The organism is Pseudomonas sp. YA1, assembly GCF_058680555.1.
In genome coordinates this window covers 18,328-35,148 of sequence record NZ_JBZWBG010000022.1, presented here as the reverse complement: position 1 = coordinate 35,148, position 16,821 = coordinate 18,328, and the positions used below count along the sequence as shown (strand labels likewise).

16 protein-coding genes are annotated in these 16,821 nt (G+C 67.7%); 12 read left to right on the top strand and 4 right to left on the bottom strand.

The genetic code is table 11. From position 1 onward, the window contains the following. Positions 1–34: 34 nt before the first annotated feature. A complete protein-coding gene (locus AC4OR5_RS26010) occupies positions 35–1,225 on the bottom strand; it encodes a sugar transporter (protein ID WP_003093428.1) in 1,191 nt (396 codons plus the stop codon). A gap of 153 nt (positions 1,226–1,378) precedes the next feature. After that, positions 1,379–1,888, bottom strand: coding sequence for a GNAT family N-acetyltransferase (locus AC4OR5_RS26005; RefSeq protein ID WP_058160166.1), 510 nt, complete (start codon positions 1,886–1,888; stop codon positions 1,379–1,381). A 419-nt stretch (positions 1,889–2,307) separates the two neighbouring features. Here AC4OR5_RS26005 and ppnN point away from each other — a divergent pair, with 419 nt between their 5' ends. The 4 genes from ppnN (at position 2,308) to AC4OR5_RS25985 (ending at position 7,259) form a co-directional block, all read left to right on the top strand. Next, positions 2,308–3,693, top strand: coding sequence for a nucleotide 5'-monophosphate nucleosidase PpnN (gene ppnN / locus AC4OR5_RS26000; protein ID WP_003093432.1), 1,386 nt, complete (start codon positions 2,308–2,310; stop codon positions 3,691–3,693). A gap of 117 nt (positions 3,694–3,810) precedes the next feature. Continuing rightward, the gene (locus tag AC4OR5_RS25995; protein ID WP_043104611.1) at positions 3,811–4,398 is read left to right on the top strand and encodes a biliverdin-producing heme oxygenase; all 588 of its coding nucleotides are present in this window, start codon (positions 3,811–3,813) and stop codon (positions 4,396–4,398) included. Positions 4,399–4,425: 27 nt separating this feature from the next. After that, positions 4,426–6,612, top strand: coding sequence for a bacteriophytochrome BphP (gene bphP / locus AC4OR5_RS25990; protein WP_003093437.1), 2,187 nt, complete (start codon positions 4,426–4,428; stop codon positions 6,610–6,612). 77 nt (positions 6,613–6,689) lie between these two features. Beyond that, positions 6,690–7,259, top strand: coding sequence for a COG3904 family protein (locus AC4OR5_RS25985; protein WP_003093439.1), 570 nt, complete (start codon positions 6,690–6,692; stop codon positions 7,257–7,259). Positions 7,260–7,382: 123 nt separating this feature from the next. Here the strand turns inward: AC4OR5_RS25985 and AC4OR5_RS25980 are convergent, their stop codons facing one another. Together AC4OR5_RS25980 and hpaA are read right to left on the bottom strand one after the other, a co-directional pair. Beyond that, positions 7,383–8,189 (bottom strand): APH(3')-II family aminoglycoside O-phosphotransferase, encoded by an 807-nt coding sequence (locus tag AC4OR5_RS25980; protein ID WP_023108306.1) that lies wholly within the window; start codon positions 8,187–8,189, stop codon positions 7,383–7,385. A 51-nt stretch (positions 8,190–8,240) separates the two neighbouring features. Continuing rightward, positions 8,241–9,152 (bottom strand): 4-hydroxyphenylacetate catabolism regulatory protein HpaA, encoded by a 912-nt coding sequence (gene hpaA, locus AC4OR5_RS25975; RefSeq protein WP_023108305.1) that lies wholly within the window; start codon positions 9,150–9,152, stop codon positions 8,241–8,243. Between the two features lie 219 nt (positions 9,153–9,371). Between hpaA and AC4OR5_RS25970 the strand changes: the two genes are divergently transcribed. From AC4OR5_RS25970 to hpaI, 8 genes are all read left to right on the top strand, one after another. Beyond that, positions 9,372–10,031, top strand: coding sequence for a fumarylacetoacetate hydrolase family protein (locus AC4OR5_RS25970; RefSeq protein ID WP_003110133.1), 660 nt, complete (start codon positions 9,372–9,374; stop codon positions 10,029–10,031). A 10-nt stretch (positions 10,032–10,041) separates the two neighbouring features. Further along, positions 10,042–10,821: a fumarylacetoacetate hydrolase family protein gene (locus tag AC4OR5_RS25965; RefSeq protein ID WP_003110132.1), complete on the top strand. Its 780-nt coding sequence runs from the start codon at positions 10,042–10,044 to the stop codon at positions 10,819–10,821. Beyond that, positions 10,818–12,278 (top strand): 5-carboxymethyl-2-hydroxymuconate semialdehyde dehydrogenase, encoded by a 1,461-nt coding sequence (gene hpaE / locus AC4OR5_RS25960; protein WP_058160167.1) that lies wholly within the window; start codon positions 10,818–10,820, stop codon positions 12,276–12,278. The genes AC4OR5_RS25965 and hpaE overlap by 4 nt, the downstream gene beginning before the upstream one ends. A 131-nt stretch (positions 12,279–12,409) precedes the next feature. Beyond that, a complete protein-coding gene (gene hpaD, locus AC4OR5_RS25955; protein ID WP_003093449.1) occupies positions 12,410–13,333 on the top strand; it encodes a 3,4-dihydroxyphenylacetate 2,3-dioxygenase in 924 nt (307 codons plus the stop codon). 10 nt (positions 13,334–13,343) lie between these two features. Next, positions 13,344–13,736, top strand: coding sequence for a 5-carboxymethyl-2-hydroxymuconate Delta-isomerase (locus tag AC4OR5_RS25950; RefSeq protein WP_023434510.1), 393 nt, complete (start codon positions 13,344–13,346; stop codon positions 13,734–13,736). A gap of 92 nt (positions 13,737–13,828) precedes the next feature. Continuing rightward, positions 13,829–15,133, top strand: a complete 1,305-nt coding sequence (locus tag AC4OR5_RS25945; RefSeq protein WP_023108302.1) for an MFS transporter — start codon at positions 13,829–13,831, stop codon at positions 15,131–15,133. Between the two features lie 17 nt (positions 15,134–15,150). Next, the gene (gene hpaH / locus AC4OR5_RS25940) at positions 15,151–15,954 is read left to right on the top strand and encodes a 2-oxo-hept-4-ene-1,7-dioate hydratase (protein ID WP_003101261.1); all 804 of its coding nucleotides are present in this window, start codon (positions 15,151–15,153) and stop codon (positions 15,952–15,954) included. A gap of 12 nt (positions 15,955–15,966) precedes the next feature. Beyond that, positions 15,967–16,773, top strand: a complete 807-nt coding sequence (gene hpaI, locus AC4OR5_RS25935) for a 4-hydroxy-2-oxoheptanedioate aldolase (RefSeq protein ID WP_003093455.1) — start codon at positions 15,967–15,969, stop codon at positions 16,771–16,773. Positions 16,774–16,821: the final 48 nt, after the last annotated feature.

Genomic DNA, 16,821 nt, shown 5'->3' with positions numbered 1-16,821 from the left:
CTCCGCCGAATCATCCGACCCCAGGTATGACCGCTCACAACGACGTGCTTTTCAGCGCCTCCGCGTAGCGCAGTGCGGCGAACAGGGCGAGCAGCAGGCCGGCCAGCGCCAGCGCGGCGCCGACGTTGCCGATCGAGGCCAGGCCCATGCGTTCGCTGACCACGCTGCCGAGCAGCGCGCCGGCGCCGATGCCGACGTTGTACAGGCCGGAGAACAGCGCCATGGCCACGTCGGTGGCGTCCGAGGCGAGGCGCAGGACGCGGGACTGCTGGGCCAGGCCGAAGCACATGATCGACATGCCCCAGAGCAGGCTGAGCGCCATCAGCCAGGTCGGCTGCGCGGACAGCGGCAACAGCAGCGCCAGGCTGCTGCCCAAGGCGAGGATCGCGGCCAGCAGGAAGCCTCGCGGGAAAGCCTCGCTGTAGCGGCTGAAGAGGATCGAACCGAAGATCCCGGCGCCGCCGAACAACAGCAACAGCAGGGTGGTCGCCTCGCCGCTCATCTGCGCCACCTGCTTGGCGAAGGGCTCGATGTAGCTGTAGGCGGTGAACTGGGCGCTGATCACCACCACGGTCAGCACGTACAGGCAAACCAGCGCCGGGCGTCGGAACAGCATCGGCAGGCTGCGCAGGGAACCGGAGTTCTGGCTTGGCAGCAGCGGCAGGGAGCGCGCCAGGTAGAGCAAGGTCAGCACCGAGAGTCCGGCGATGGCCATGAAGGTGGTACGCCAGCCCAGGGCCTCGCCGACCACCCGCCCCAGCGGGATGCCCAGGACCATCGCCAGGGTGGTGCCGGTGGCCAGCAGCCCTAGCGCCTTGGCCTGCTGTCCCGGCGGCGCCACGCGCACCGCCAGCGAAGCGGTGATGGCCCAGAACACCGCGTGGGCGAAGGCAATGCCGATCCGGCTGAGCATCAGCACCTGGAAGCTCCAGGCCAGCCCGGACAGCACGTGGCTGGCGATGAACAGCAGGAATACCCCGACCAGCAGCTTGCGCCGCTCGATATTGCGGGTCAGCAGCATCATCGGCAACGAGGCCAGCGACACCACCCAGGCATAGATGGTCAACATCAGGCCGACCTGCGAGGTGGGCATCTCGAAGCTGTGGCCGATGTCGCTGAGCAGGCCGACCGGGACGAACTCCGTGGTGTTGAAGATGAAGGCGGCCAGGGCCAGGGCGATCACGCTCAGCCAGCTGCCGCTGCGGGTTTCGGAGGTGCTGTCCATGGGGCGTTCGGTTCCGGAGCAGGGGGCGGACGGGCAGGTCCCGCGACCCTCGCCACGCACGACGGAAAACGCCCCGGACGCAAGGGTCCGGGGCGGCGATGTGCGTTGGATGGTCGTTATAGGTATTGGAGGGAACTGCCGAATCCCGCGATTCTACGCCGGGACGCCGTGCGCTGCACGCCCGCCCGGCGCTCCGGCGACCTTCCCGGAGCGATGGGACGGCTCCGGCAGCATCAGGCAGGCCATCGTCTCGCCCCAAGGCGCGAGGCCCTGTTCGACGAAGCCGGCGTCCCGATAAAGCTGGCGGGCCACGTCGTTGTCGACGGCGTAGGCGACCATCAGGCGATCGCTGCGCCGCCTCGTCCGGCGCACGCTGGCGATGATCCGTTGCAGGGCGGCGCGGCCATGCCCCTTGCCCTGGTAGCGGCGGTCGATCATCAGGCGGTAGAGCCAGTAGTGGCCGTCGTCGGCGTCGGGGCCGTAGAGGGCGAAGCCGACCATGCGCCCGCCGTGGTGGATGCCGACCGCGCGGAACCCCGGCAGGAAGCAGCTCTGGGCCAGCGAATAGAGGTTGGAAGCGACGAAGTGCGCCTGGTGGCGGGCGACCTTCAGGTCAATGCAGGTTTCCCAGTCGTCGCGGGTGATGGTTCTGAGTTCGATCATGGATGACAGGCTCTTGGAAAAAGGAGGAAAGAAAGTCGCTAGGTACGCTGCTGGACTGTTCATACGACATGCTTCGTTCCTCCCTTCGACTGGCCGAGCATCCGGCGGAAACGCAACGATATCAGGAGAAGAGTCGATTATCCCAGCCGATGCCGGATTTTTTCGCCCATGGCTAGTGGCAGGATTTCCCCGGTGCCAGGCCGGCGACAGATAAATTCGAGATTTTCCTTGTCAGATCAGTCAGGTTCTCGCTATTACATTTAACCAAGACCCTGGAGCCAAGCCCCAGCGCACGGTTGCCTCGTCGCCCCACTCCGACGGCTGATCGCCCTCTCCCCCGGCACGCAACCTGCCCGGCGCTCCCTTATCCGGATGCGGCGGTTCTTCTACGCCGCCGCGTCCCCTGCATGGAATCGCACATGTCTCATCGCCCTGTGATCAACGCCTCGGTCAGTCCGAAAGGCACGCTGGAAACCCTCTCCCAACGCGAAGTGCAACAACTGAGCGAAACCGCCAACGGCAAGACCTACCAACTGTTCCGCCAGTGCGCCCTGGCGATCCTCAATACCGGCGCCCACAGCGACAACGCCAAGACCATCCTCGACGCCTACAAGGACTTCGAGGTGCGTATCCACCAGCAGGACCGAGGCGTGCGCCTGGAGCTGATCAACGCGCCGGCCGACGCCTTCGTCGATGGCGAGATGATCGCCAGCACCCGCGAGATGCTGTTCAGCGCCCTGCGCGACATCGTCTACACCCAGAGCGGGCTGGACAGCCAGCACGTCGACCTGGACAGCTCCCAGGGCCTCACCGACTACGTCTTCCAGCTGCTGCGCAACGCCCGTACGCTGCGCCCCGGCGTCGAGCCGAAGATCGTCGTGTGCTGGGGCGGCCACTCGATCAGCAGCGAGGAATACAAGTACACCAAGAGGGTCGGCCACGAACTCGGCCTGCGCAGCCTGGATGTCTGCACCGGCTGCGGACCGGGGGTGATGAAGGGGCCGATGAAGGGCGCCACCATCAGCCACGCCAAGCAGCGCATCGTCGGCGGCCGCTACCTGGGCCTGACCGAGCCGGGGATCATCGCCGCCGAGGCGCCGAACCCGATCGTCAACGAACTGGTGATCCTGCCGGACATCGAGAAGCGCCTGGAAGCCTTCGTCCGCGTCGGCCACGGGGTCATCATCTTCCCCGGCGGCGCCGGGACCGCGGAGGAGTTCCTCTACCTGCTGGGCATCCTCATGCACCCGGACAACCAGGACCTGCCCTTCCCGGTCATCCTCACCGGTCCCCGCAGCGCCGAAGCCTACCTGCAGCAGCTCCATGAATTCGTCGGGGCGACCCTCGGCCATGCGGCGCAGCGCCACTACCGGATCGTCATCGACGACCCGGCCGAGGTGGCCAAGCAGATGGCCCAGGGCCTGAAGGAAGTGAAGCAGTTCCGCCGCGAGCGCAACGACGCCTTCCACTTCAACTGGATGCTGAAGATCGATGAAAGCTTCCAGCGCCCGTTCGAGCCGACCCACGAGAACATGGCCAGCCTCCAGCTCAGCCGCAGCCTGCCGCCCCACGAACTGGCGGCCAACCTGCGCCGCGCGTTTTCCGGGATCGTCGCCGGCAACGTCAAGGACAACGGCATCCGCATGATCGAGCAATACGGGCCCTACGAGATCCACGGCGACCCGGCGGTGATGCTGCCGCTGGACCGCCTGCTGCAGGCCTTCGTCAAGCAGCACCGGATGAAGCTGCCCGGCGGCGCGGCCTACGTCCCCTGCTACCGGGTGGTGCAGACCGAGGCGGCCTGAGCGCGCCCGCTCCGGCATCCCTGCGCCGCGCGCGGGGATGCCCATTTATTCCGAGCCGGGCGTACGGCTTCCTGCTACTCTTTTCCGTTCATGCCTCGAATCGCTGGCCCTGACCTCATGTCCCCATCTCCATCGCCAGCCCTCGCCGCACTCCGCGACGCCACCCGTGACCTGCACGCAGAACTGGACCGCCGTTCGCCGTTGGGCGACGACGATCTCGACGACCGCGCCTACCTCGACCATGCCGGACGCATCCTTGGCTGGCTGGAGCCTCTGGAGCGCGCGCTGCGCGACAACCGCAGCGGCTGGCCGGCGGCGCTGCGGGCCGACGCGCGGCTGGTCAAGAGCGCCTGGCTGGAAAGCGACCTGCTGGCCGGCGGCATGAGCCGCGCGCAGGTGGAGGCGCTACCGCGCTGCGCCGACCTGCCGAATGCGACACGGGCCGCGGAGGTCTTCGGGGTGGCCTACGTGGTGGAAGGCGCGACGCTGGGCGGCGCGTATCTCTACAAACGACTAGCTCCACGCCTGCCCGGTCTGCCGCTACAGTGGTTGCGGGGCTACGGCCAGGCAACCGGGGTGCGCTGGCAGGAGTTTCTCGAACAGCTCGCCCGGCAGATCGACAGCCCCGAAGCCATCGGCCTTGCGCAGGATGCGGCACAGGCTACATTCCTTTCGTTTCGTCGATGGGTTCTCGACGAAGCCTGACTGCCTGGAGACCAGGCTGGACGATAGATGACGAGCATCACCCCGGTTACCCTGGCGAACTGCGAGGACGAACCCATCCACGTGCCTGGCGCGATCCAGCCGCACGGGGCGCTGATCGCCCTGCGCGCGGACGGCATGGTCCTCGCGGCAAGCGAGAACATCCAGGCGCTACTGGGTTTCGTCGCCTCGCCGGGTTCCTACCTGACGCAGGAGCAGGTGGGGCCGGAGGTCCTGCGCATGCTCGAAGAGGGACTGACCGGCAACGGCCCATGGTCGAACAGCGTCGAGACGCGGATCGGCGAACACCTGTTCGACGTGATCGGCCACAGCTACAAGGAAGTGTTCTACCTGGAGTTCGAGATCCGCACCGCGGACACGCTGTCGATCACCTCCTTCACCCTCAACGCCCAGCGCATCATCGCCCAGGTCCAGTTGCACAACGACACCGCCAGCCTGCTCAGCAACGTCACCGACGAACTGCGCCGGATGACCGGCTACGACCGGGTGATGGCCTACCGTTTCCGTCATGACGACTCCGGCGAGGTGGTCGCCGAGAGCCGTCGCGAAGACCTCGAAAGCTACCTGGGGCAACGCTACCCGGCCTCGGACATCCCGGCCCAGGCGCGTCGCCTGTACATCCAGAACCCGATCAGGCTGATCGCCGACGTGGCCTATACGCCGATGCGCGTGTTTCCCGCGCTGAACCCGGAGACCAACGAATCGTTCGATCTCAGCTACAGCGTGCTGCGCAGCGTTTCGCCGATCCACTGCGAATACCTGACCAACATGGGCGTGCGCGCCTCGATGAGCATCTCCATCGTGGTCGGCGGCAAGCTCTGGGGACTGTTCTCCTGCCATCACATGTCGCCCAAACTGATTCCCTACCCGGTGCGCATGTCGTTCCAGATCTTCTCCCAGGTCTGCAGCGCCATCGTCGAGCGCCTGGAGCAGGGGCGTATCGCCGAACTGCTGCGCGTGTCCACCGAGCGCAGGCTGGCCCTGGCTCGCCGCGCGCGGGACGCCGACGACCTGTTCGGCGCACTGGCCCACCCGGACGATGGCATCGCCGCACTGATTCCCTGCGACGGCGCCCTGGTCATGCTCGGCGGCCGCACCCTGAGCATCCGCGGCGACTTCGAGCGCCAGGCCGGGAATGTCCTGCAACGCCTGCAGCGCGACCCGGAACGGGACATCTACCACACCGACAACTGGCCGCAGCCCAGCGAGGACTCTCCGGACGGCGGCGACTGCTGCGGTGTGCTGGCGATCCGTTTCCACCGCCAGGAATCGGGCTGGATCTTCTGGTTCCGCCACGAGGAAGTGCACCGCATCCGCTGGGGCGGCAAGCCGGAAAAGCTGTTGACCATCGGCCCCTCCGGCCCGCGGCTGACCCCGCGCGGCTCGTTCGAGGCCTGGGAGGAAGTGGTCCGCGGCCACTCCACGCCCTGGAGCGAAACCGACCTGGCGATCGCCGAAAAGCTGCGCCTGGACCTGATGGAACTGTGCCTCAACCATGCGGCCGAGGTCGACCGCATGCGCCAGCGCCTGATCGCGGTGCTCGGCCACGACCTGCGCAACCCGTTGCAGTCGATCTCCATGGCGGCGGCCCTGCTGTCCTCCAGCGACACCCGCACCACCGAACTGCGCCAACACATTTCCGCGTCCAGCAGCCGCATGGAACGGCTGGTCAGCCAGATCCTCGACATGAGCCGCCTGCAATCGGGCATCGGCCTCACCGTGAACCCGGTCGACACCGACGTCTCGCAACTGGTGCAGCAGATCGTCTGCGAAACCGACGTCGCCTATCCCGGCCTGGTGATCGAGATCGCCATCGACCCGCAGGTTCGTGCCGTGGTCGACCCGGACCGCTACGCCCAGGTCGCCGCCAACCTGCTGAGCAACGCCCGTCATCACGGCCTGCCCGGCCGGCCGGTGCTGGTCACCCTGACCCGCCAGGGCGACGAGGTGTGCCTGAGCGTGCTCAACGAAACCAGCGGCCTCTCCGAAGCGCAGCTGGCCAACCTGTTCGAACCGTTCAAGCGCGAGTCGGCGGACAACCAGCGCAACCGCAACGGCCTCGGTATCGGCCTGTACATCTCCCAGGCCATCGCCCAGGCCCACCAGGGGCGTATCGACGTGGACTGCCGCGACGACGTCATCACCTTCTGCCTGCGCCTGCCGGTGCGCCAGGCGGAGACCGGCTCCTCGTCCTGACGACGAGGACCGTGCACAATGCAACGCTTGCAGGTATCTTCGGCAGCCATCGCCGTCTGACAGGATCGCCCCGTTCCATGCCCCGCCTCCGCCTCCGGACCGTCCTCGCCTGCCTCGCCGTGTTCTGCGCGACTCCCGCACTGGCCAGGGTCGAAGTGCATTCGCTGCAACACAAGAGCATGGGGCGGGTGCTGACGGTCCGCGTCTCGGAGGAGATCGCGCCGGGCGACTACGAAACGCTGCTCAAGGGTTTGCGCAACAATCCGGGAACCTACTCGCGCAAGCTGCTCCTGCTGAACAGCATCGGCGGCAGCGTGCCGGAGGCGATCCGCATGGGCCGCCTGCTGCGCGAATCCGGCTTCGACGCGCTGGTGCCGTCGAGCAGCGTCTGCCAGGGCACCTGCGTCTACCTGCTGGCGGCCGGCAAGCGCAAGACCGTACGCGGCTACGTCGGCCTGCACCGTCCCTACTACGCCCACGGCGACTCGCTGCACTCGCGCTCGGCCAACGGCATGCGCTACGACTCCGCCGCCTACTTCCGCGAAATGGATATCCCCAGCACCTTGGTACAGGCCATGCAAAGCACCGATCCCAAACGGATGCGCGTGCTTTCGGCGAAGGAACTGGCGCAGTACCGGCTGAACTGAACCGGCGACTCCGCGGAACGAGCGAGGGCGCGCGGTGGCGTTGGCGATAGTGGCCGATGCCGTTGTACCTCGTTTTCGTGCAACGGCAGGCCGAATCCAGTCCGGATCCGAACCGGCCCTACTCTAGAAGAACTCGTCCAATAGCCTGAAGTACGCCAGCCGTTCGCCGTCGATATCGCCGCCGTATTCGACGAGGAAGGCCTCGGCCCAGGCCGCGCCGAGTTCGGCCTCGATGTCCCGCGCGGCCAGGGCCAGGTCCTGGTGCCGGTCGGCGACGCCGAGCCGCCCGCAATCGATGAAGCCGCTGAAGCGCCGCCCCTCCGCCAGCAGATTTGGCAGGCAGGCGTCGCCATGGGCGACCACCAGGTCTTCGACCGCCGGACGCCGGTCGAGCAGCAGGCGGTACAGCTCCGTGGCGCTGCGACCTCGATGGTCGTCGTCGAAGTCCGCCTCGTCCACCAGCCCGGCCTCGGCCCGCTGGCGCACGGTGTCCAGGCGCCGTTCCAGGCGATGGTCGAAGGGACAGGCGGCCGGATCGAGATCGTGCAGCCGGCGCAGGGCGGCGGCCACCAGGCGCACCAGGCGCTCGGGCTCCAGCTCGCCGCGCTGCGCCAGCGCGGACAGCGTGTCCCCCGGCACGGCGCTCATCAGCAGCCATTGCCGGCCGTCGCTCTGGGTTTCGTTCAGCACCTGCGGGCAGTCGATGCCGGCACCGTGCAGCCAGCGCAGGCGGGCGATTTCGGCGGGCAGCTCGGCATGTGCGGACAGCACTTCCTGCTTGACGAACAGGGTCGGCCGCCGCGCAGCCTCCAGGCGGTGGACAGTGGCCGCGGAACATCCTTCGCCCTGCCCTCGCCAGCGGTAGCCGGCAAGGTAGTCGGCCCAGGTTGAGGGAGCCTGCGGCGGCATGGAGGTGGCTGCATCATGCATGGAGAAACGCTTCCTGTTCGAGTGGGAGCGCGAGTATACCCGCCCACCCGCTCAGCGACGGGACTCCCCGTCGGCCTGTCGCTGGCGGTAAGCGCTGGGGGTGAGCCCCGCGTAACGCACGAAGAAACGACTGAAGTAGGCCGGGTCCTTGAAGCCGAGCTGGTAGCAGATCTCGTTCACCGAGCCGCCGGTGAACAGCAGCAGGCGCTTGGACTCCTGCATAAGCCGTTCGTACACCAGGCGCTTCGACGGCAGGTCGGCGATGCGCCGGCAGACGTCGTTGAGGCGCGCCTCGGTGACGCCGATCCGGCTGGCGTAGAGCGATAGCGGCCAGTGCTCGGCATAGCGCTCCTCGATCAGCGCGTTGAAGCGCTGGAAGATCTGCAGGTCTTCGTGGCGCATCGGCCGCGCAGCCACCGAATTGGCCGAGAGACGCAGCAGGCTGATCATGACCAGCCGGGTCAGCGCCAGCAGCGTCTGCTGGCGGCCGGGACGGCTGGCCATCGACTCGCTGCGCAACTGCTCGAAGAGCAGCTCCAGGCGCGCCGCCTCCTCGGCCGCGCCGCCCTCCAGGTTGCCCAGCGCCACGCAGGCCGGCGCCACCTGCGGGCCGGGCGCCAGGCCCGGCTCGGCCTCGGTGAGGCTCCACACCAGTTGCTGGCGCACGGTCAGCACATGGCCATCGGCGTCCGCCTCGGTGACGAAGGCGTGCGGTACGGTCGGCGGGGTGAGGAAGAACATCGGCCCCGACTCCAGGTACTGGCGCTCGTCGAGATAGACCCGCACCGCGCCGTTCTTCACGTAGTGCACCTGGAAGAAACGGTCGTGCCGGTGCGCCGGCATGTTACGACCGAAGAATCCGGCCAGGTTGCCCAGCGCATCGTAGTGCACCTCGGCGTCGGCATAGCGCTGGTCGTAGACCTGCCCGATGTTGATGTTGGGGATCGGCTGGCGCTCTGGCATGGCGATCTTCTCTTTGTTGTTCTTCCCGGCTGCGCACGCAAGCCGTCGCGGGCATCCGTATACCGCAGACGGCGCCTCTTGCCACCTCCCCGGGACGAATGGCGCAGCAACCGGGGTTGACGATCATTAACATGTTAAATATAACGTTAACACATTAACGAGTTTTCGCCAGGACGGCCCCCTCGCCGTTCGCTTATCGCGCCAGGAGACACCACCACAATGAGCCGCGCACTGAATGACGTCGCCGCCGGCACCCTGTTCGGCGTCGCGCTGAACTACAAGGGCCTGCTCGACAGCCGCCTGCCGGAGTTCCAGCAGCCGCCCTACCAGAAGCCGCCGGTGAAGCCGGTGTTGTTCATCAAGACACCGAATACCCGCAACGAGCACGACGCCCCGGTGCTCTTCCCGCGCGGCGTCGAGCGCCTGCAACCGGGTCCGGCGCTGGGCGTGGTGATCGCTCGCGACGCCAGCCGGGTGAAGGAGGAAGAGGCCATGGCGCATGTCGCCGGCTACGTGATCGTCAACGAGTTCAGCCTGCCGGAAGACAGCTACTACCGCCCGGCGGTGAAAGCCAAGTGCCGCGACGGCTTCTGCCCGTTCGGTCCGCAACTGGTGCCGACGCAGGAGATCGCCGATCCCCATGCGCTGGAGCTGAAGCTGTACGTCAACGGCGAACTGCGCCAGCGCAACAACACCGCCAACCTGGTGCGCGACATCCCGCGGCTGATCGCCGAGATCAGCGAGTTCATGACCCTGCACGCCGGCGACGTGCTGATCACCGGCACCCCGGAAGGGCGCGTCGACGTGCATCCCGGCGACCGCGTCGAGGTCGAGATCGACGGCCTCGGCCGCCTCGCCAACAGCATCGTCGCGGAATGAGGAACCGACCATGAAACACGCACGCATCCGCTACCAGGGCCGGGTTCACCAGGTCACCGTGGAAGACGCCAACGCCGTCCGCCTGGCCGACGGCACCCTGCTCGCCGAGGACCGGGTGGAGTGGCTGCCGCCGGCCACCGGGAGCATGTTCGCCCTCGGCCTGAACTACGCCGACCATGCCGCCGAACTGTCGTTCAAGGCGCCCAGCGAACCACTGGCGTTCATCAAGTCGCCGGGCACCTACACCGGCCACCGCCAGGTCAGCTGGCGTCCGGACAACGTCGACTACATGCACTACGAGTGCGAACTGGTGGCAGTGATCGGCAAGCCGGCGCGCAACGTCCGCCGCGAGGACGCCCTCGGCTACCTGGCCGGCTACACGGTGTGCAACGACTACGCGATCCGCGACTACCTGGAGAACTACTACCGGCCCAACCTGCGGGTGAAGAACCGCGACGCCACCACCCCGGTGGGGCCGTGGATCGTCGACGCGGCCGAGGTTCCCGAGCCGAACCGGCTGACCCTGCGCACCTGGGTCAACGGCGAGCTGCGCCAGGAAGGCAGCACCGCGGACATGATCTTCGACATTCCCTACCTGATCGAATACTTCTCCAGCTTCATGACCCTGCAGCCGGGCGACATGATCGCCACCGGCACCCCGGAAGGCCTGTCCGACGTGGTCCCCGGCGACGAAGTGGTGGTGGAGGTGGAAGGCGTCGGTCGCCTGGTCAACCGAATCGTCAGCGAGGCCGAATTCTTCCGCGCCCGCGCACAGGAGCACGCAGAATGATCAAACACTGGATCAATGGCCGCGAGGTCGAAAGCAAGGACGTCTTCGAGAACTACAACCCGGCCACCGGCGAGCTGATCGGCGAGGTCGCCAGCGGCGGCGCGGAGGAAATCGACGCGGCGGTGGCGGCGGCCCGGGAAGCCTTCCCGAAATGGGCCAATACCCCGGCCAAGGAGCGCGCGCGCCTGATGCGCCGGCTCGGCGAGCTGATCGACCGGAACGTGCCGCACCTGGCGGAACTGGAGACCCTCGACACCGGCCTGCCGATCCACCAGACGAAGAACGTGCTGATCCCGCGCGCCTCGCACAACTTCGAGTTCTTCGCCGAAGTCTGCACACGGATGAACGGGCACAGCTATCCGGTCGACGACCAGATGCTCAACTACACCCTGTACCAGCCGGTCGGCGTCTGCGGGCTGGTCTCGCCGTGGAACGTACCGTTCATGACCGCCACCTGGAAGACCGCGCCGTGCCTGGCGCTGGGCAACACGGCGGTGCTGAAGATGTCCGAGCTGTCGCCGCTGACCGCCAACGAGCTGGGCCGCTTGGTGCACGAGGCGGGCATTCCGCCGGGGGTGTTCAACGTGGTCCAGGGCTACGGCGCCAGCGCCGGCGACGCGCTGGTCCGCCACCGCGACGTGCGCGCGGTGTCCTTCACCGGCGGCACCGCCACCGGGCGACGAATCATGGAGGCGGCCGGGATCAAGAAGTACTCGATGGAGCTGGGCGGCAAGTCGCCGGTGCTGGTCTTCGAAGACGCCGACCTCGAGCGGGCGCTGGACGCCGCGCTGTTCACCATCTTCTCGCTGAACGGCGAGCGCTGCACCGCCGGCAGTCGCATCTTCGTCCAGGAAAGCGTCTACCCACAGTTCGTCGCCGAGTTCGCCGCGCGCGCCAGGCGCCTGATCGTCGGCGATCCGCAGGACCCGAAGACCCAGGTCGGCTCGATGATCACCCAGGCCCACTACGACAAGGTCACCGGCTACATCCGCATCGGCCTCGAGGAAGGCGCCACCCTGGTGGCCGGCGGCCTGGAGCGTCCGGCCGGCCTGCCGGCGCACCTGAGCAAGGGGCAGTTCATCCAGCCCACGGTGTTCGCCGACGTGGACAACCGCATGCGCATCGCCCAGGAGGAGATCTTCGGCCCGGTGGTCTGCCTGATCCCGTTCAAGGACGAAGCCGAGGCGCTGCGCCTGGCCAACGACGTGGAATACGGCCTGGCCTCCTACATCTGGACCCAGGACATCGGCAAGGCCCATCGCCTGGCACGCGGCATCGAGGCCGGGATGGTCTTCATCAACAGCCAGAACGTGCGCGACCTGCGCCAGCCGTTCGGCGGGGTGAAGGCCTCGGGCACCGGACGCGAAGGCGGGGAATACAGCTTCGAGGTATTCGCCGAGATCAAGAACGTGTGTATATCCATGGGCAGCCATCACATCCCCCGCTGGGGCGTGTAGGGCGCGCTCTTGCAGAGCGGCCGCCCGAGGCCGCCAGCAGCGCCGGCGTGCAGACACAATCAGAAGAATCCGGGCCAGCCGCCAACGGCCGCGCCCGCTGCCAGGCCCAACGGGCCACCAGGAGAATCGTCATGGGCAAAGTCGCTCTGGCTGCCAAGATCACCCACGTACCCTCGCTGTACCTGTCCGAGCTGCCCGGCCCGCGCCACGGCTGCCGCCAGCCGGCGATCGACGGGCACCGCGAGATCGGCCGGCGCTGCCGCGAACTGGGGGTCGACACCATCGTGGTGTTCGACACCCACTGGCTGGTCAACGCCGGCTACCACATCAACTGCGCGCCGCACTTCGAGGGGCTCTACACCAGCAACGAGCTGCCGCACTTCATCGCCAACATGGAGTACGGCTTCCCCGGCAACCCGGAGCTGGGCCGCATCCTCGCCGAAGGCTGCAACGCGCTCGGCGTGGAGACCCTGGCCCACGACGCCACCACCCTCGGCCCGGAGTACGGCACCCTGGTACCGATGCGCTACATGAACCAGGACCGCCACTTCAAGGTGGTCTCGGTCTCCGCCCTGTGCACCGTGCATTACCTGAACGACAGCGCGCGCCTGGGCTGGGCCATGCGCAAGGCGGTGGAAGAGCACTACGACGGCACGGTGGCGTTCCTCGCCAGCGGCTCGCTGTCCCACCGCTTCGCCCAGAACGGCCAGGCGCCGGACTTCTCCGACCGCATCTGGAGCCCGTTCCTCGAGGTCCTCGACCATGAAGTCGTGCAGATGTGGCAGGAAGGCCGCTGGGCGGAATTCTGCGGGATGCTCCCGGAGTACGCCTCCAAGGGCCATGGCGAAGGCTTCATGCACGACACCGCGATGCTCCTCGGCGCCCTCGGCTGGTCGGCCTACGACGGCAAGGCGGAGGTGGTGACGCCCTACTTCGGCTCCTCCGGCACCGGGCAGATCAACGCGGTATTCCCGGTCACCGCCCAGGACGGCTCGGCGATCCCCGCCGCCCAGGCCGGCAACCCGGCCGGCGCCAGTTGCGCCAGCCGCCTCTGAGGACGCCGCCATGCCGCACTTCATCGCCGAATACACCGACAACATCGAAGCCGAAGCCGACCTGCCCGGCCTGTTCGAGAAGGTCCACGCCTGCCTTGGCGCCAGCGGCGTTTTCCCGCTCGGCGGCATCCGCAGCCGCGGCGTGCGCCTGGACACCTGGCGCATGGCCGACGGCAAGCACGACTACGCCTTCGTCCACATGACCCTGAAGGTCGGCGCCGGTCGCGACCTGGATACTCGCCGGCAGGTCGCCGAGGCACTTTTCGAGGTGATCACCGCGCACTTCGCCGACCTCCAGGCGCGACGCCTGCTGGCGCTGTCCTTCGAACTCACCGAACTGCACGCGGAGCTGAACTACAAGCGCAACAACGTGCATGAATTCCTGAACCACCCGGCGGGCTGACCGGCCCGCCGCAACGCTGCACTCACCCAGCTCGCCTCCCGGCCACCGACAGGTCGCCGGGACGTCCGGGCGCTCACAAAAAGTACAAGACCATGAGCACAGCCAGCACCCTGAACAGCACCACCCTGCCCCTCAGCGACAGCACCCACGGCCGCGTCACCTGGCGGCTGATGCCGTTGCTGCTGGTGTGTTACGCCTTCGCCCACCTGGACCGCATCAACATCGGCTTCGCCAAGTTGCAGATGAGCGCCGACCTGCACTTCAGCGACACCGTCTACGGCCTCGGCGCCGGCCTGTTCTTCATCGCCTACGCGCTGTTCGGCATGCCCAGCAACCTGATGCTGGAACGGGTCGGTCCACGGCGCTGGATCGCCTGCCTCATGGTGGTCTGGGGTCTCCTCTCCAGCGCCATGCTGATGGTGGAAAGCGCACGCGGCTTCTACCTGCTGCGCTTTCTCCTCGGGATCGCCGAGGCCGGCTTCTTCCCCGGCATCCTGGTCTACCTGAATCGCTGGTTCCCGGCGCGCCGGCGTGGGCAGATCACCGCCCTGTTCGCCATCGCCGTGCCCATGGCCGGAGTGATCGGCGGGCCGCTGTCGGGCTGGATCCTCGAAGGTTTCCATGACGCCCTGGGACTGCGCGGCTGGCAATGGATGTTCCTGCTCGAGGGCCTGCCGGTGGTGCTGCTCGGCGTGGTGGTCTGGTGCTCGCTGCCGGAAAGCTTCGAACGGGTGGCGTGGCTCAGCGACGAACAGAAGCACCTGCTGCGCGAGGAACTGGCCGGCGAGGAGCAGCGCAAGACCATCACCTCCTTCTCCGGCATCTTCAGCAATCCGCAGGTGTGGCTGCTGGTGGCGATCTACTTCGCGGTGATGCTGGCGGTGAACACCATCGCGTTCTGGATGCCGAGCCTGATCCACGGCGCCGGCATCGCCCAGGACAGCCGCATCGGCATGCTCAGCGCGGTGCCCTACCTCGCCGGCTGCGCCTTCATGATCTTCATCGGCCGCTCTTCCGACCGCTTGCGCGAGCGCCGCTGGCACCTCGGCATTCCGTTGCTGATGGCCGCCGCCGGGCTCAGCCTGGCGGCCCTGGCGCCGACCAGCGCCTGGCTGGTGATGGGCGGCCTGGTGATCGCCGGGATGGGCGCCAGCGCCGCCCTGCCGATGTTCTGGCAACTGCCGCCAGCCTTCCTTTCCAGCGCCACCCTGGCCGCCGGAATCGCCCTGATCAGTTCCTTCGGCAGCATCGCCGCCTTTCTCGCGCCCTACCTGATCGGCTGGATGCGCGACACCACCCAGAGCGCCAGCCTGGCCCTGTACCTGCTGGCCATCCTCATCGCCCTCGGCGCCGGCCTGGTCCTGCGGACCCCCGCCGCCGTGGTCAACCCACGCTGAACCGAGAGACCCCGACCATGCTCGATCCCCGTCTGATCCAGGAAGCCGCCAACCGCCTCGACGCCGCCGAACGCTCGCGCCAGCAGGTAAGGCAGTTCTCCCTCGACTACCCGGACATCGCCATCGAGGACGCCTACGCCATCCAGCGCGCCTGGGTCGAGCGCAAGATCGCCGACGGGCGCGTGCTCAAGGGCCACAAGATCGGCCTGACCTCGCGCGCCATGCAGGTCTCGTCGAACATCAGCGAGCCGGACTACGGCGCCTTGCTCGACGACATGTTCTTCGAGGAAGGCAGCGACATCCCCTTCCAGCGCTTCATCGTGCCGCGGGTCGAGGTGGAGCTGGCGTTCATCCTCGGCAAGCCGCTGAAGGGACCAGGCTGCACCCTGTTCGACGTGCTCGAGGCCACCGAGTGGGTGATCCCGGCGCTGGAGATCATCGATGCGCGCATCCAGCAGGTCGACCCGCAAACGAAAGTCACGCGCAAGGTCTTCGACACCATCTCCGACAACGCCGCCAACGCCGGCGTGGTGATGGGCGGCCGGGCCGTGCGGCCAGGCGATATCGACCTGCGACGGGTACCGGCGATCCTCTACCGCAATGGCGTGATCGAGGAGTCTGGCGTCTCCGCCGCGGTGCTCAACCACCCGGCCAAGGGCGTCGCCTGGCTGGCCAACAAGCTGGCGCCCTACGGCGTCTGCCTGGAGGCCGGCCAGGTGATCCTCGGCGGCTCCTTCACCCGCCCGGTGGCGGCCGCGCCGGGGGACACCTTCCACGTCGACTACGATCTGCTCGGCAGCATCTCCTGCCGTTTCGTCTGAGGAGGCATTTCCATGGACCTGCCCGTCAATCGCTTCAAGCAACGCCTGCGCAGCGGCGAGGCGCAGATCGGCCTGTGGCTCGGCCTCGCCGATCCCTACTGCGCGGAGCTGGCCGCCAACGCCGGCTTCGACTGGCTGCTGCTGGACGGCGAGCACGCGCCCAACGACCTGCGCAGCCTGCTCGGCCAGTTACAGGCGCTGGCGCCCTACCCCGGCCAGCCGGTGATCCGCCCGGTGCAGGGCGACACCGCGCTGATCAAGCAATTGCTCGACATCGGCGCACAGACCCTGCTGGTACCGATGGTCGACAGCGCCGCCCAGGCCGAAGGCCTGGTGCGCGCCGTGCGCTATCCGCCGGCGGGCGTGCGCGGGGTCGGCAGCGCGCTGGCCCGGGCTTCGCGCTGGAACAGCGTGGCGGAATACCTGGACCACGCCGACGAGCAGATGTGCCTGCTGGTCCAGGTGGAAAACCTGGAGGGCCTGGCCAACCTCGACGCGATCGCCGCCGTCGAGGGCGTCGACGGCGTGTTCATCGGTCCGGCCGATCTCAGCGCAGCCATGGGCCATCGCGGCAATCCCGGCCATCCCGAGGTGCAGGCGGCCATCGAGGACGCCATCCGCCGCATCCGCGCGGCCGGCAAGGCCGCCGGCATCCTCTCCGCCGACGAGGCGCTGGCGCGGCGCTACCTGGAGCTGGGCTGCGCGTTCGTCGCGGTGGGCGTGGACACCAGCCTGCTGATGCGTTCGCTGCGCGAGCTGGCGGGGCGCTTCAAGGGCGGCGCGCCGGCGCCGTCCGCCAGTTCCTCGGTCTACGGCTGAGGGGCGCGCCCCGCTCCCGCAGCGGGAGAGGGGCCAGGTCGGCGTTGC

Bases quoted from the DNA above. Each gene is read 5' to 3' on its own strand.
- AC4OR5_RS26005 (WP_058160166.1), bottom strand. From the start codon at position 1,888: ATGATCGAACTCAGAACCATCACCCGCGACGACTGGGAAACCTGCATT.
- bphP (WP_003093437.1), top strand. From the start codon at position 4,426: ATGACGAGCATCACCCCGGTTACCCTGGCGAACTGCGAGGACGAACCC.
- AC4OR5_RS25980 (WP_023108306.1), bottom strand. From the start codon at position 8,189: ATGCATGATGCAGCCACCTCCATGCCGCCGCAGGCTCCCTCAACCTGG.
- AC4OR5_RS25995 (WP_043104611.1), top strand. From the start codon at position 3,811: ATGTCCCCATCTCCATCGCCAGCCCTCGCCGCACTCCGCGACGCCACC.
- ppnN (WP_003093432.1), top strand. From the start codon at position 2,308: ATGTCTCATCGCCCTGTGATCAACGCCTCGGTCAGTCCGAAAGGCACG.
- AC4OR5_RS25945 (WP_023108302.1), top strand. From the start codon at position 13,829: ATGAGCACAGCCAGCACCCTGAACAGCACCACCCTGCCCCTCAGCGAC.
- hpaI (WP_003093455.1), top strand. From the start codon at position 15,967: ATGGACCTGCCCGTCAATCGCTTCAAGCAACGCCTGCGCAGCGGCGAG.
- AC4OR5_RS25965 (WP_003110132.1), top strand. From the start codon at position 10,042: ATGAAACACGCACGCATCCGCTACCAGGGCCGGGTTCACCAGGTCACC.
- hpaH (WP_003101261.1), top strand. From the start codon at position 15,151: ATGCTCGATCCCCGTCTGATCCAGGAAGCCGCCAACCGCCTCGACGCC.
- AC4OR5_RS25985 (WP_003093439.1), top strand. From the start codon at position 6,690: ATGCCCCGCCTCCGCCTCCGGACCGTCCTCGCCTGCCTCGCCGTGTTC.
- AC4OR5_RS25950 (WP_023434510.1), top strand. From the start codon at position 13,344: ATGCCGCACTTCATCGCCGAATACACCGACAACATCGAAGCCGAAGCC.
- hpaE (WP_058160167.1), top strand. From the start codon at position 10,818: ATGATCAAACACTGGATCAATGGCCGCGAGGTCGAAAGCAAGGACGTC.
- AC4OR5_RS25970 (WP_003110133.1), top strand. From the start codon at position 9,372: ATGAGCCGCGCACTGAATGACGTCGCCGCCGGCACCCTGTTCGGCGTC.
- hpaA (WP_023108305.1), bottom strand. From the start codon at position 9,152: ATGCCAGAGCGCCAGCCGATCCCCAACATCAACATCGGGCAGGTCTAC.
- AC4OR5_RS26010 (WP_003093428.1), bottom strand. From the start codon at position 1,225: ATGGACAGCACCTCCGAAACCCGCAGCGGCAGCTGGCTGAGCGTGATC.
- hpaD (WP_003093449.1), top strand. From the start codon at position 12,410: ATGGGCAAAGTCGCTCTGGCTGCCAAGATCACCCACGTACCCTCGCTG.